This is a genomic window from Streptomyces griseofuscus (assembly GCF_014673495.1).
Classification (GTDB): Bacteria; Actinomycetota; Actinomycetes; order Streptomycetales; family Streptomycetaceae; genus Streptomyces; species Streptomyces murinus.
The window spans coordinates 6,270,554-6,284,112 of the sequence record NZ_CP051006.1 but is presented as its reverse complement, the minus strand read 5'-3'; the positions used below and the strand labels follow the sequence as shown (position 1 = coordinate 6,284,112).

The following is a 13,559-nucleotide window of genomic DNA, read 5'->3' as shown; positions in this document are numbered from 1 at the left end:
CGGGCATGACGCCCAAGCAACCCAAAGGCACCGGACAGCCCGATCTGGACGAACGGATCACCGGCGCCCTCGTCGGCGCCGCCGTCGGCGACGCCCTCGGCGGACCGGTCGAGGGCTACTCCCCCGACCAGATCGCCGAGCGCCACGGCGGCCTGGTGCACGGCATCGTCGGCCCCTGGCACGGCGACGCCTGGCGCACCGCCCGCCCGCTCGCGCCGTACCACAAGGGCGACGGACACGTCACCGACGACACCTTGATGACACACGCCCTGGTCCGGGTCTACGACCGCGTCCGCGACCACCTCGACGCCTACGCGCTCGCCGAGCACCTGGTGCCGGACCTGATGACCAACCCCCGCTGGATCCCCGAGCTGGAGGCGGAGGCGCTGCCGCTGCACCGCCTCTTCCTCGCCGAGAAGTGGCTGGTGGCCCGGCTCGCCTACGGTCACGCGGACCCCCGGGAGGCGGGCACCGGCAACATCGTCAACTGCGGTGCGGCGATGTACATGGCGCCCGTCGGCCTGGTCAACGCGGCCGATCCGCGGGCCGCTTACGCCGAGGCGCTGGACATCGCCGGTGCGCACCAGTCGTCGTACGGCCGGGAGGCGGCCGGTGTCTTCGCCGCGGCCGTCGCCGCCGCCACCGCGCCGGACGCGACGGCGGACTCGGTGGTGACCGCCTGTCTCGCGCTGGCCAAGGACGGCACCCGGGAGGCGATCGAGAAGGTCTGCGAAGTGGCCCGCAGGCACAGCGACTTCGCCTCGGCGCTCGGTCCGCTGCGCGCGGCGGTCGAGCCGTACGACACCGTCGGCCCGGACTACCGCGCCCCCTCGCTCGGCGCCCGCCGCCCCTCGCGGCTGCACTCCATCGAGGAACTCCCCGTCGCCCTCGGCATGTTGGTGATCTCCGGTGGCGACTACCGGCACGCGGTGCTCGGCTCGGTCAACTACGGGCGCGACTGCGACTCGATCGCCACCATGGCCGGTGCCCTCGCGGGCGCGCTCGGCTCGCCGGTGCCCGAGGAGTGGGCGAAGCCGGTCGCGGAGGCCAGCCGCCTTGACCTGTGGCAGCCGGCCCGGACGCTCGCCCAGGTCACGCGCGAGGTGTTCGCCCTCGACCACGGCCGGCGCCGCGCCCATGAGCTGGCCTTCGCGGCCCTGGGCGGCACGCCGGAGCCCGGCGACGCGTCCCGCTCCGACCGGGGAGGTGTGCGGTGCTCCGACTGACCTGGGTCCAGCCCGAGGACCTGCTCGGGCACGAGCTGCGCCAGGCCCGCCTCGACGGCCGCGAGCCGTCCCGGATCGAGGAGCGCTGGCGGGCGGCGGGCGGCCCGGACGCCCCGGACCGCGCTGGCGCCTCCCCGCACCGCGTCTCCCGCTATCTGCGGCTGCTCGCCGAGGACCTGCTGGACGAACTGGCCGATCTGCCCAGCCGGTTGGCCGACGACGAGCCGACCGAGCCGGCCGCGATCCGGGCCGCCTGCCCCGACTGGCCCACCGCACGGCTCGCCGGGACGCCGGGACCGCTCGCCTTCGAGGCGTCCTGGCTGGGCCGGGCCGCCGGCTGCCTGCTGGGCAAGCCGGTCGAGAAGCTGCGCCTGGACGGCGTGCGCGCCCTCGCCCGGGCGAGCGGCAACTGGCCGCTGACCGGCTACTTCACCGCCCGGGGCGTGCCCGCCGAACTGCTCGACGCGCACCCGTGGAACCGTCGCTCGGCCGCCACCTCGCTCGCCGAGAACATCGACGGCATGCCTGAGGACGACGACCTCGACTACCCGCTGCTCAACCTCCTGTTGCTCCAGCGGCACGGCAGGGGCTTCAGCACCGCGGACGTCGCCCGGCTGTGGCTGGACGAGCTGCCGCCGGGGCGCACGTTCACAGCCGAGCGCCTCGCCTACCGCAACCTCCTCAGCGGCGTGGAACCCCCGCACACCGCCCGCCACCGCAACCCCTTCCGGGAGTGGATCGGCGCCCTGATCCGCGCCGACGTCCACGGCTGGACCAACCCGGGCGACCCGGGTGCGGCGGCCGAACAGGCCTACAGGGACGCCGTGTTGACCCATACGGCCAACGGCGTCTACGCGGCCATGTTCGCCGCCGCCACCCTCGCCGCGGCCGCCACCGGCGACCACGACGTCCACACCTGTCTGCGGATCGGCCGCTCGGTCGTCCCGCACCGCTCCCGGCTCGCCGGGGCCCTCGACCACGCCGTCCAACTGGCCGCCCGGCACGAGGACTTCGACGCCGTGGTGGACGAACTCCACGCCCGCTACTCCCCCACCCACCACTGGGTGCACGCCCTGCCCAACACCGCTCTGCTGGCCGCCGCGCTCACCCACGCGGACGGCGACTTCACCGGCTCGATCGGGCGCGCGGTGGCGGGCGGTCTGGACACCGACTCGGTCGGCGCGAGCGCGGGCAGCGTCGCCGGGCTGCTCGCGGGCTCCCCCGCCGTGATCCCGGAGCACTGGCGGGCCCCGCTGAAGAACCGGCTCGCCACCACCGTCGCCGACTTCGACGGCACCGGCTTCGACACCCTCGCCCATCTCACCCACCTGGAGGCGTACCGCCCATGACCCATATCGCCGTGCTCGGCAGCACCAACATGGACCTCGTCGCCTTCGTCGCCAAGGCCCCGCAGCGCGGCGAGACGGTGACCGGCCGGGAGTTCCGTACGATCCCCGGCGGCAAGGGCGCCAACCAGGCGGTCGCCGCCGCGCGGGCCGGCGCGACCGTCTCGATGATCGGCGCCGTGGGCAACGACGCGGCCGGGACCCGGCTGCGCGAGACCCTCGAACACTCCGGCGTGGACACCGACTTCCTGCGCACGGTCGAGGGTCCCTCCGGCACCGCGCACATCGTGGTGGACGACGAGGGCGGCAACTCCATCGTCGTCATCCCGGGCGCCAACGGCACCGTCGACCATCTCTCACCCGGCGACGAGGGGCTGATCGCCTCCGCCGACACCCTGCTGCTCCAGCTGGAGATCCCGCTGGCGGCGGTGGTCGCGGGCGCCGCCGCCGCGCACCGGCACGGGGTCCGGACGATCCTCACCCCCTCACCCATCCAGCCGCTGCCACCCGAACTCCTCGCCGCCACCGACCTGTTGGTGCCCAACCAGTACGAGGCGATCACCCTCACCGGCCGCACCGACCCGCGCGAGGCCGCCACCGCACTGCTCGAACTGGTGCCGCGCGCGGTGGTCACCCTGGGCGCCACCGGCTGTCTGTACGTCTCCCGGGACGCCGAGCCGCTGGTGGTGCCCGCGCCCCGGGTCGAGGCCGTGGACACCACGGCCGCGGGCGACACCTTCACCGGGGCGCTCGCGGTGGCCCTCGCCGAGGAGAAACCCGTACGGGAGGCCCTGTCCTGGGCCGCCGCCGCGGCCTCCCTCTCGGTCGAGCGGGCCGGGGCGTCGGCGTCGATGCCGTACCGCCCGGAGATCGACGCGCGGTTCACCGCGTGAACGGGGGCAGGAGCGAGGGAGCGAGCGGGGGTACGACGGCGCGCGCCGGGGCGCTGGAGGGGTTGCGGGTGCTGGACCTGGCGACGCTCTTCGCCGGGCCCATGGCCGCGACACTGCTCGGTGACTTCGGCGCCGAAGTGATCAAGGTCGAGCATCCGGGGCGTCCCGATCCGTCGCGGGGGCACGGACCGGCGAAGGACGGGATCGGACTGTGGTGGAAGGTGCTCGGTCGCAACAAGCGGGCGATCACCCTGGACCTGTCCCGGCCGGGCGGCCGGGCAACCCTGCTGCGGCTCGCCGCCACCGCCGATGTCGTGATCGAGAACTTCCGCCCCGGGACGCTGGAGAAATGGGACCTGGGCTGGGCGGATCTGTCCGCGGCCAATCCGCGCCTGGTGCTCGCCCGGGTCACCGCGTTCGGGCAGTTCGGGCCGTATGCGCACCGGCCCGGGTTCGGCACCCTCGCGGAGGCGATGAGCGGTTTCGCCGCGCTCACCGGGGAGCCGGAGGCGCCGCCGGTGCTGCCGCCCTTCGGGCTCGCCGACTCGGTCGCGGGCCTCACCACCGCGTACGCCGTGCTCACGGCGCTGACCGCGCGGGAACGCACCGGCACGGGGCAGGTCGTGGACATGGCGATCATCGAGCCGATCCTATCCGTGCTCGGGCCGCACCCCACCTGGTACGACCAGCTCGGCTACGTCCAGGAACGCACCGGCAACCGGTCCGCGAACAACGCCCCGCGCAACACGTATCGCACCGCCGACGGCACCTGGGTGGCAGTCTCCACGTCCGCGCAGTCGGTGGCGGAGCGGGTGATGCGGCTGGTGGGGCGGCCGGAGCTGATCGAGGAGCCCTGGTTCGCGACGGGCGCGGAGCGGGCCGCGCACGCGGAGGTGCTGGACGCGGCGGTCGGCTCCTGGATCGCCGCCCGCAGCCGTACGGAGGTGCTCGCGGCGTTCGAGAAGGCGGAGGCGGCCGTGGCGCCGGTGCAGGATGTGCGGGACGTGTTCGAGGATCCCCAGTACCAGGCGCTGAACACGGTGACGACCGTGCCGGACCCGGAGCTGGGTCCGCTGCGCCTTCAGAACGTGCTGTTCCGGCTGTCCGCCACGCCCGGCGCGATCCGCTGGGCCGGGCGGCCGCACGGCGCGGACACCGACGCGGTCCTCACCGAGCTGGGCCTCGCCCCCTCCGATATCGCCGCCCTGCGCGCGGAGGGCGCCCTGTGACGCCGCTGACCTGGCTGTACGTCCCCGGGGACCGGCCCCAGGTGGTGACCAAGGCGCTGGTGGCGGGCGCGGACGTGGTGGTGGTCGACCTGGAGGACGCGGTGGCACCGGAGCGCAAGGAGTACGCGCGCGCCGCCACGGCGGAGCTGCTGACGGAGACGCACCCGGTGCCGGTGCATGTGCGGGTGAACGCCCTGGACACACCGTGGGCGAGCGCGGACCTGGCGGCGCTGCGGGGGCTGCGGGGGCTGTCGGGGCTACGGCTGCCGAAGGTGAGCGGTCCCGCGGAGGTACGCCGGGTCGCCGCCGCCGTACCGTTCCCCCTGTACGCGCTGCTGGAGTCGGCACTGGCCGTCGAGCACGCGTACGCCATCGCGGGCGCGCACCCTTCGCTGCGGGGCATCTCCCTCGGGGAGGCGGACCTGCGGGCGGACCTCGGGGTACGGGCCGACTCGGGCCTGGACTGGCCGCGCTCCCGGGTGATCGTCGCCGCGCGCGCCGCGGGGCTGCCCCCGCCGGCGCAGACCGTGCACCCCGACATCCGCGACCTCGACGGCCTGGCCGCCTCCTGCGCCCACGGCCGCGCCCTCGGCTTCCTCGGCCGCGCCGCGATCCATCCCCGCCAGCTCCCGGTCATCGAGCGCGCCTACCTGCCCACCCCCGCCGAACTGGACCACGCCGAAACCATCCTCAAAGCCGCCACCACCACCCCCGGCGCCCAGGCCCTCCCCGACGGCCGCTTCATCGACGCGGCGGTGGTGGCAACGGCCCACCGCACCCTGTCACTGGCCCGGAGGCACTGAGGACCGGGCGGGGACCCTGGCGCCGACGGTGGCTCCGGCCGGGTTGGGGCTGCGGCTGCTCGGACACCGCCGGTCGCCGTCGCGGCGGATGCCGGGGGGCGGCGCCGGGAGAAGTGGCTTACAGGGAGAGGAGACCTGCGCAGAGAGGTCAGCGGGCCTGCGCAGAGACGATGACGTTGCGCCGGAAAGAGGGCGCGGCGGCAAGGGTGCGGCCGGGCGCCCGGCGCTCGGGCACCCGCTTTCCGCCGCCGCGCGGTCCCCGACCGCCAACCGCCGTGCGCGGGGCGATCGGGCAACGGGGCGACGGGGCAACGGACGGGCGAGCCGACGATGCGTCCCGTGTCGGCCCGGCCTCCGCTATTTCCCGGCGTCCGCCCCGGCGTGCCGGCCGCGCCCGGTGCACCACCCGCGACCGGCCGGCGACCGGCCCTCCGCCGCAACCCACCCATGCCCCCCCCGCCGCCTCTCGACCGCACCGGCACACGGCCACCGCAGGGGTACCCGGCCCGCCCACGCCCATCGGCCCGCTCGGCATCACCGGCACACGGCCATCACGGCGATGCCCGGGCCGCCCGCGCCCGGTGCACCACCCGCGACCGGCCGGCGACCGGCCCTCCGCCGCAACCCACCCATGCCCCCCCCGCCGCCTCTCGACCGCACCGGCACACGGCCACCGCAGGGGTACCCGGCCCGCCCACGCCCATCGGCCCGCTCGGCATCACCGGCACACGGCCATCACGGCGATACCCGGGCCGCCCGCGTCCGGTGCCGCAAACGCCGAGGGCGCCCGGGGTGATCCGGGCGCCCTCGGGGTCGTACAGGCCGGCGTCAGCTCTTCTTCGTCGCCGACTCGGGTTCCTCGGCAGGCGCCTTCGGCTTTGGCTCGTCGGCCGGTTCGGCCTTCGGCTCCGACGCGGCGGGCTTCCCGGCCTCGGCGTCCGTCTCCGTGCCCTCCGTCGAACCGCCGGAGGCGACCGGGCCGTCGGTCGGGCCGTCGGCGGCGAGGGGTTCCACGGTCTCCTCGCGGCCCGGGCGGAGGCGGGAGGAGACGATCATGTAGGTGACCGCCAGGAGGAAGACGATCAGCGCCGTCCAGTCGTTGAGGCGCAGGCCGAGGATGTGGTGGGCGTCGTCCACCCGCATGTACTCGATCCAGCCGCGGCCCACGCAGTACGCGGCGACGTAGAGGGCGAACGCCCGGCCATGGCCCAGCTTGAAGCGGCGGTCGGCCCACATCACCAGGAAGGCGACGCCGATGCACCACAGGGACTCGTAGAGGAAGGTCGGGTGGTAGTACCCCGGCACCCGGCCGCCCTCGGAGGACGTGATGTGCAGCGCCCAGGGCAGATGGGTCTCCCTGCCGTACAGCTCCTGGTTGAACCAGTTGCCCCAGCGCCCCATGGCCTGCGCCAGGGCGATTCCGGGCGCCACCGCGTCGGCGTACGCCGGCATCGGGATGCCCCGGCGCCGCGCCCCGATCCACGCGCCCAGCGCCCCGAGCGCGATCGCGCCCCAGATGCCCAGACCGCCCTGCCACACCTTGAAGGCGTCCACCCAGTCACGGCCGGGGCTGAAGTACAGCTCGTAGTCCGTGATCACGTGGTAGAGCCGGCCGCCGACCAGGCCGAACGGCACGGCCCACACCGCGATGTCGGCGACCGTGCCGGACTGCCCGCCACGGGCGACCCAGCGCCGGTTGCCGAGCCAGACGGCGATGAAGACGCCGATGATGATGCAGAAGGCGTAGCCGCGCAGCGGAATGGGGCCGAGGTACAGCACCCCGCGGGACGGACTGGGAATGTAGGCAAGTTCCATGGCAAGTCCGACGCTACCGTGCCGGGCCCCGGGGACACCAAGCCGCCTGGCTACGGGTCCGTAACAGGGCCATGGGATTCATTTGTCCCCGGCCCCCTACCCCTGGTCCGCCGACTCCACCATCTGCTTCAGCTTGGCCGGGGACATCGTCTGGTCCTGGTAGATGTTCTTGCCGCCGAGCAGCACCGTGGGCGTCCCGCTGAAGCCGCCGCCCTGGAACGCCTTCTGTGAGCGGTTCACCCAGCTGTCATGCGTCCCCGCGTCGACACACTTCTGGAACGCCGGGGTGTCCAGGCCGCCGACCTTGCCGGCCAGTGTGATCAGCTTGGCGTTGCTCGCGAAGGCGTCGTCGGTCTCCTTGGGCTGGTTCGAGTACAGCGTGTCGTGGTAGCCGCGGAACCTCCCGGCGTCCTGGGCGCACGCCGCCGCGTTGGCCGCGCGCAGCGAGCCGGTGCCGCCGAGATTGCCGTCGATCAGCCGGACCAGGTGGTACTCGATGCGCAGCTTGCCCGCGTCGACCAGCTCATGGAGGGTGGGCCGGTACGCCGTCTCGAAGGCCTGGCAGGCGGGGCAGCGGAAGTCCTCCCAGATGGTGAGCGTCGACTTCGCGCCGTCCTTGCCGACCGGGATCGCGAGACTGTCCTTGCCCTGCGCGCCGGAGGGCGCCACGACCGGGCCCGCGTCGCTGCTCGCCTTGTTCTTGCCCGCGTTCGCGGCGATCACGCCGATCACCGCCGCGAGGGCCAGGACGCAGATGGCGCTGGCGCCCACGATCAGCGACCGCCGCCGCTTCTCCGCGGACTTCTGCTTCTCGCGTTCGGCCGCCAGCCGCTGGCGGGCGGTCCGCTTTCCGTCACGGTTCTTCTCGCTCACACCCCCAGAACGAACCGGGGAGGCGCAGCGCGCCTCCCCGGCCCGAGGTCCACCCGTTCGAGTGACCGTAATGCCCGATACATGACGATCGGCGGGCGCCGGGCGCTCCGCGACGGTCCGCGGGTCACGCCTGGCCGCGTACGCCCTTCGCCAGGTCCCCGGCCAGTTGGCGCACCGCCGCGAGGCCGGACGCGTGGTCCGGGGCGTCCAGCATCCGCTTGACGAAGGCCGAGCCGACGATCACACCGTCGGCGAAGGTGGCGACCTCGGCGGCCTGGACCGCGTTGGAGACGCCGAGTCCTACGCACACGGGCAGCTCGGCACGGGTGACCCGGGTGCGCTGCACCAGGTCCTGGGCCTGTGCGCCCACGGACGCACGGGTGCCGGTGACGCCCATGAGCGAGGCGGCGTACACGAAGCCGCTGCCCACCGCGGTGATCTCGGCGAGCCGCGCGTCCCTGCTGCTCGGCGCCACCACGAAGACCGTGGCGAGGCCGTGCTTGTCGGCGTGCTCCCGCCACAGCGCGGACTCCTGCACCGGCAGGTCGGGCAGGATGCAGCCCGCGCCGCCCGCCTCGGCCAGCTCGGCGGTGAACCGCTCGACGCCGTAGCGGTCGATGGGGTTCCAGTACGTCATCACGAGCACGGGCTTGCCGGTGGCCGCGTGGGCCTCCCGGACCGTGCGCAGCACGTCCGCGATCTTGACACCGCCGCGCAGGGCGATGTCGTCGGCGGTCTGGATGACCGGGCCGTCCAGGACCGGGTCGCTGTGCGGCAGGCCCACCTCGACCACGTCGGCACCGCCGTCGAACACGGCCTTGATCGCCTCGATGCCGCCGTCCACGGTCGGGAACCCGGCCGGGAGGTAGGCGATGAGCGCGGCCCGGCCCTCGGCCTTGGCGGCGGCGAGGGTGTCCGTCAACAGCTTGATGTTTCCGCTCACTTGGCGTCCCCCGCGATCTCGGCGGTGGCGGCGGCGTCCGCGGCCACCTCCGCGTCGGTGTCGTACAGCCCGAAGTAGCGGGCCGCGGTGTCCATGTCCTTGTCGCCGCGACCGGAGAGGTTGACGACGATCAGCCCGTCCGGGCCCAGCTCCTTGCCGATGTCCAGGGCGCCCGCGAGGGCGTGGGCGCTCTCGATGGCCGGGATGATGCCCTCGGTGCGCGACAGCAGGCGCAGGGCCTGCATCGCGGCGTCGTCGGTGACCGCGCGGTACTCGCCGCGGCCCGAGTCCTTGAGGTAGGCGTGCTCGGGTCCGATGCCGGGGTAGTCCAGACCGGCCGAGATCGAGTAGGGCTCGGTGATCTGGCCCTCCTCGTCCTGGAGGACGTAGGAGCGGGAGCCGTGCAGGATACCGGGCTCGCCCGCGGTCAGGGTGGCCGCGTGCTCGCCGGTGTCGAGGCCATGGCCCGCCGGTTCGCAGCCGATGAGGCGGACGCCTTCGTCGGGCACGAAGGCGTGGAAGAGGCCGATGGCGTTGGAGCCGCCGCCGACGCAGGCGACGGCCGCGTCGGGCAGGCGTCCGGCGCGCTCCAGGATCTGGCGGCGGGCCTCGACGCCGATGACCCGGTGGAAGTCGCGGACCATGGCCGGGAAGGGGTGCGGTCCCGCGACGGTGCCGAACAGGTAGTGGGTGCGGTCGACGTTGGCGACCCAGTCCCGGAACGCCTCGTTGATGGCGTCCTTGAGGGTGCGGCTGCCGGACTTCACGGCGACCACCTCGGCGCCGAGCATCCGCATCCGGGCCACGTTCAGGGCCTGGCGCTCGGTGTCGATCTCGCCCATGTAGATGGTGCAGTCGAGGCCGAACAGGGCGCAGGCGGTGGCGGTGGCGACGCCGTGCTGGCCCGCGCCGGTCTCGGCGATGACCCGGGTCTTGCCCATGCGCTTGGTGAGCAGCGCCTGGCCGAGCACGTTGTTGATCTTGTGCGAGCCGGTGTGGTTCAGGTCCTCGCGCTTGAGGAACACCCGTGCGCCACCGGCGTGTTCGGCGAACCGGGGCACCTCGGTGAGCGCCGAGGGGCGGCCGGTGTAGTTGACCATCAGGTCGTCCAGTTCGCGGGCGAACTCGGGGTCCTGCTTGGCCTTGTCGTACTCGACGGCGACCTCGTCCACGGCGGCGACGAGGGCCTCCGGGATGAACTTGCCGCCGAACGCTCCGAAGTAGCCCTCGGAGCTGGGGACCTGACCCTCCGGGTCGGGGAAGAAGTAGTTGCTGGGCATGCGGAAACCTCACGGTGAGTGCGGTGAAAAGACACTGTTCGCCGTGGGGCGGGAGGTCGTCTGTCGACTGCGGGCCGTCAATGGCTCGCCGCGCTCACGCGGCGGAGCCGCAGTTCAACTCTGCCCCGCGCCCCTGAAGGTCGGCCGGTGCCATCGCATGCCGTTGACCTGCCCCGGTTCGTCACCGATGACGTAGCGGACCCGGCGGCCGTGGACGCGGCGCGCGGGCGCGCGGCAGCCGCGGGGGCGGCAGCCACGGGCGAGGCGCGCGTAGCGGTCCGCGGCGGTCGTCATGGTCACAGTCATCGGGGTCAGCCTAGCGGGAGCTCAGTCGCGGCCGTGCCGCAGCGCGGGGTGCTCGCCCGCGGCGACCATGTCGGAGACGGCGGTCCTCGGGTCGCGGCCGGTGACCAGGGACTCGCCCACCAGGACGGCGTCGGCGCCGGCGTTGGCGTAGGCGATCAGGTCGTGCGGACCGCGCACGCCGGACTCGGCGACCTTGACGATGCCCTCGGGGATCTCCGGGGCGACCCGCTCGAAGGTGCCGCGGTCCACCTGGAGGGTCTTGAGGTTGCGCGCGTTGACACCGATGATCCGGGCGCCCGCGGCCACGGCGCGCTCGACCTCGTCCTCGTCGTGCACCTCGACCAGCGGGGTGAGACCGATGGAGACGGCGCGCTCGATCAGGGACTCCAGGGCCGACTGCTCCAGGGCGGCCACGATCAGCAGGGCGAGGTCGGCGCCGTACGCGCGGGCCTCCCACAGCTGGTACGAGGTGACGATGAAGTCCTTGCGCAGCACCGGGATGTCCACCCGGGCGCGGACGGCCTCCAGGTCGGCGAGGGAGCCGCCGAAGCGGCGCTGTTCGGTGAGGACGGAGATGACGGCCGCGCCGCCCGCCTCGTAGTCCGCGGCGAGCCCGGCCGGGTCGGCGATCGCGGCCAGCGCGCCCTTGGAGGGGCTGGAGCGCTTGACCTCGCAGATCACCTTGACGCCGTCGCCCCGAAGCGCGGCGACCCCGTCCTTGGCGGCGGGTGCTTTGGCCGCGCGCTCCTTGAGCTCGTCGAGGCTGACGCGTGCCTGCCGCTCCGCGAGGTCGGCACGGACTCCGTCGATGATCTCGTCGAGCACACTCACGCGAGCGGCCCCCTTTCAGACGGTTGGTTCCTTCAGGTTCGTTCAGGTTGTGAAAACCCTTGGTCACTCGATGGTATCCGGAGCAGGGCCCCGGCCTCGCATCCGGTGGACGCCGGTTTCACTCCTTGGACATCGGCGCCGCAGGTCAGGGGTGCAGCCAGGCGCCGAACGGCAGATTGCGGATCACGGTGAACGCCAGCAGCAGCGTGCCGATGACCCACATCTGGGCGTTGCCGAGTTCGAGCCGTGCGGGCCGGCCGCGCCACGCCCGTGCGGCCCAGACCACCCACAGCACCGCGAAGAGGAAGTAGCCGGCCACGGCGGGCGCGTTGTCGTGCAGCGCGGCCGCCAGGTCCCCGTGTACGAACGCGTGCGCGCTGCGCAGCCCGCCGCAGCCGGGGCAGTACAGGCCGGTGAACCGGTAGAGGGGGCAGACCGGGTAGTGGCCGGGATGGTCCGGATCGACGACGCCGACATAGGCGAAGGCACCGGCGACGGCCGCGAGCACACCGGCGGGAGTGGCGAGGCGCCGCCACCGGGGGGCCGGCGACGCGGCGACGGCACCTGCGGGCCAGCGGCGGGCGTCCGGCACTGGGGGCTGGGCCTGGGAGGCCGGTGATGAAGGCTGGGCCTGAGCGGCCGACACTGACAGCTGGGCCCAGGCGTCCGACGGCGAAGGCTGGCCCTGGGAGGCCGGGCGGCGGTCGGTCCGGGCGGCGGGGAAGGACGCGGCGGGCGGGGCCGGTCGGTCGGCGGCTGTCACGTCAGGCATTCTCGCCGACGCGGCGGCCGTGCGCGCGGGAGAGCGCCCGGGCGGCGGGGTCCCGGCGGACGCGAAAAGGCGGCCCGGGTCCGTCAGGGACCGCCGGGCCGCCCTTTGCGAAGAGGTGCCGTACTCGGCCGCTCAGCTCTCCACCGCGACGGGCTCGCGCGCGGCGATGGGCGCACCGCCGACCATCGCGAGGGGCTTCTGGTGGTCGCCGAGGCCCATGGCCTTCATGATGCCGCCGACGATCGCGCCGCCGATGATGAGAGCCATGCCGACCCAGAAGCCGATGGCGTTGGCCATCACCATGAAGGCACCGGCGACCAGGAAGCCGATGAAGGAAATGATGACGCCGGTCCAGGCGGCCGGGGTGTGACCGTGGCCGTGGCTGCTGCCCGCCATGTCTGTGCTCCTCGTTGCTGTGTACGTGTCCCAGAAGAGCGACGTACGTGTCGTACGGCTCCGAGCCCGCCCGTCAAGCCGGACGCTCGCCGTCCATTGTCCCGTACGCGCACGCGCGTCGGACGCGGGGGTGGCGTCTGGTTCGCCACATCCGCGCGGGGTCAGGCGCCGGTGGGGTCCTCGCCCCGGTCCAGGGCCTTCCAGATCTCCTCGGGGCGCTCCGGATCGACCGGCCTGGCCGTCTTGCGGGGGCGGTCGGTGCCGCGCTCGTAGCGCCCGGACATGGCGGGCCAGCCACTGCCGAAGCGCAGCGCGAGCAGCCCCGCGAGCAGGATCAGCAGGCCGCCGACGGCCGCCACATAGGGCCAGCCGGTGTGGCTCAGCGCCGCGACGGTGGCGGTGGTGTCGCCGCTGGCCTGGGCGGCCTTCTCGTCCAGCGCGGTGCTGTCGGAGGCGGAGATGAGGGCGGCGGCCATGATGCCCGCGCCGGACAGCGCGAGCAGCGCGGCGACGAGGAAGCGGCCGGCCCGGCGGACGGCGAAGACGGCGACGAGCGCGGCGAGGCCCACTATGGCGAGGGCCGCGGGCACGCCCGTGACATCGCTGCCCTTCGCGGTGAGCGGGAACGCGCCGCCGGCCACCGACGCGGTGCCCTCCGCCCAGCGCTGCCGGCTGGCGAGCAGCGCCACGGCCGCGCCGAGCGCGCCGAACAGGAGGGCCACGGCGAGGCTCCGGCGGCCGGTCCGTGCGGGCTCGGTGGCTTCGGAACGGGGGTGAGGAACGGCAGTCACGTACTCCACTATCGCCTGAACCCCGGGCGAAGTGTCACCCGGGGTTCCGTGAGAC

The 13,559-nt window shown here is 73.9% G+C and carries 14 protein-coding genes; 5 read left to right on the top strand and 9 right to left on the bottom strand.

Annotated features, from left to right (window positions below; all coding sequences use genetic code 11):
• The first annotated feature begins 5 nt into the window (after window positions 1-5).
• The 5 genes from HEP81_RS28575 to HEP81_RS28555 are packed head-to-tail and all read left to right on the top strand — an operon-like array spanning window position 6 to window position 5,497.
• Entirely contained in the window at window positions 6-1,226 is a 1,221-nt protein-coding gene (locus HEP81_RS28575; RefSeq protein ID WP_051849979.1) for an ADP-ribosylglycohydrolase family protein, read from the top strand.
• A complete protein-coding gene (locus HEP81_RS28570) occupies window positions 1,214-2,575 on the top strand; it encodes an ADP-ribosylglycohydrolase family protein (RefSeq protein WP_037653185.1) in 1,362 nt (453 codons plus the stop codon). Before HEP81_RS28575 ends, HEP81_RS28570 begins: the two co-directional genes overlap by 13 nt.
• A complete protein-coding gene (gene rbsK / locus HEP81_RS28565) occupies window positions 2,572-3,465 on the top strand; it encodes a ribokinase (protein ID WP_037653183.1) in 894 nt (297 codons plus the stop codon). The genes HEP81_RS28570 and rbsK overlap by 4 nt, the downstream gene beginning before the upstream one ends.
• Entirely contained in the window at window positions 3,462-4,694 is a 1,233-nt protein-coding gene (locus tag HEP81_RS28560) for a CaiB/BaiF CoA transferase family protein (protein ID WP_381125608.1), read from the top strand. The genes rbsK and HEP81_RS28560 overlap by 4 nt, the downstream gene beginning before the upstream one ends.
• A complete protein-coding gene (locus HEP81_RS28555; protein ID WP_037653180.1) occupies window positions 4,691-5,497 on the top strand; it encodes an HpcH/HpaI aldolase/citrate lyase family protein in 807 nt (268 codons plus the stop codon). Before HEP81_RS28560 ends, HEP81_RS28555 begins: the two co-directional genes overlap by 4 nt.
• A gap of 828 nt (window positions 5,498-6,325) precedes the next feature.
• Here the strand turns inward: HEP81_RS28555 and lgt are convergent.
• The 9 genes from lgt to HEP81_RS28510 form a co-directional block, all read right to left on the bottom strand.
• A complete protein-coding gene (gene lgt, locus HEP81_RS28550) occupies window positions 6,326-7,312 on the bottom strand; it encodes a prolipoprotein diacylglyceryl transferase (RefSeq protein ID WP_037653179.1) in 987 nt (328 codons plus the stop codon).
• A gap of 96 nt (window positions 7,313-7,408) precedes the next feature.
• A complete protein-coding gene (locus HEP81_RS28545) occupies window positions 7,409-8,185 on the bottom strand; it encodes a DsbA family protein (RefSeq protein WP_037653177.1) in 777 nt (258 codons plus the stop codon).
• 124 nt (window positions 8,186-8,309) lie between these two features.
• Window positions 8,310-9,128, bottom strand: a complete 819-nt coding sequence (gene trpA / locus HEP81_RS28540; RefSeq protein WP_037653176.1) for a tryptophan synthase subunit alpha — start codon at window positions 9,126-9,128, stop codon at window positions 8,310-8,312.
• Window positions 9,125-10,408, bottom strand: a complete 1,284-nt coding sequence (trpB, locus tag HEP81_RS28535; RefSeq protein WP_037653174.1) for a tryptophan synthase subunit beta — start codon at window positions 10,406-10,408, stop codon at window positions 9,125-9,127. Before trpB ends, trpA begins: the two co-directional genes overlap by 4 nt.
• 114 nt (window positions 10,409-10,522) lie before the next feature.
• A complete protein-coding gene (gene trpM, locus HEP81_RS28530) occupies window positions 10,523-10,714 on the bottom strand; it encodes a tryptophan biosynthesis modulator TrpM (RefSeq protein ID WP_037653171.1) in 192 nt (63 codons plus the stop codon).
• Between the two features lie 21 nt (window positions 10,715-10,735).
• Window positions 10,736-11,545: an indole-3-glycerol phosphate synthase TrpC gene (gene trpC, locus HEP81_RS28525; protein WP_037653169.1), complete on the bottom strand. Its 810-nt coding sequence runs from the start codon at window positions 11,543-11,545 to the stop codon at window positions 10,736-10,738.
• A 145-nt stretch (window positions 11,546-11,690) separates the two neighbouring features.
• Entirely contained in the window at window positions 11,691-12,137 is a 447-nt protein-coding gene (locus HEP81_RS28520) for a DUF2752 domain-containing protein (protein ID WP_037653167.1), read from the bottom strand.
• 312 nt (window positions 12,138-12,449) lie between these two features.
• Window positions 12,450-12,713, bottom strand: coding sequence for an HGxxPAAW family protein (locus HEP81_RS28515; RefSeq protein WP_037653164.1), 264 nt, complete (start codon window positions 12,711-12,713; stop codon window positions 12,450-12,452).
• Window positions 12,714-12,874: 161 nt separating this feature from the next.
• Window positions 12,875-13,513, bottom strand: a complete 639-nt coding sequence (locus tag HEP81_RS28510) for a TIGR02234 family membrane protein (protein ID WP_037653162.1) — start codon at window positions 13,511-13,513, stop codon at window positions 12,875-12,877.
• Between the last annotated feature and the right edge of the window lie 46 nt (window positions 13,514-13,559).

What these genes read in the sequence shown, in the direction of transcription:
- HEP81_RS28575 (WP_051849979.1), top strand. Translation starts at nt 6, where the DNA reads ATGACGCCCAAGCAACCCAAAGGCACCGGACAGCCCGATCTGGACGAA.
- rbsK (WP_037653183.1), top strand. Translation starts at nt 2,572, where the DNA reads ATGACCCATATCGCCGTGCTCGGCAGCACCAACATGGACCTCGTCGCC.
- lgt (WP_037653179.1), bottom strand. Translation starts at nt 7,312, where the DNA reads ATGGAACTTGCCTACATTCCCAGTCCGTCCCGCGGGGTGCTGTACCTC.
- trpB (WP_037653174.1), bottom strand. Translation starts at nt 10,408, where the DNA reads ATGCCCAGCAACTACTTCTTCCCCGACCCGGAGGGTCAGGTCCCCAGC.
- trpM (WP_037653171.1), bottom strand. Translation starts at nt 10,714, where the DNA reads ATGACTGTGACCATGACGACCGCCGCGGACCGCTACGCGCGCCTCGCC.
- HEP81_RS28515 (WP_037653164.1), bottom strand. Translation starts at nt 12,713, where the DNA reads ATGGCGGGCAGCAGCCACGGCCACGGTCACACCCCGGCCGCCTGGACC.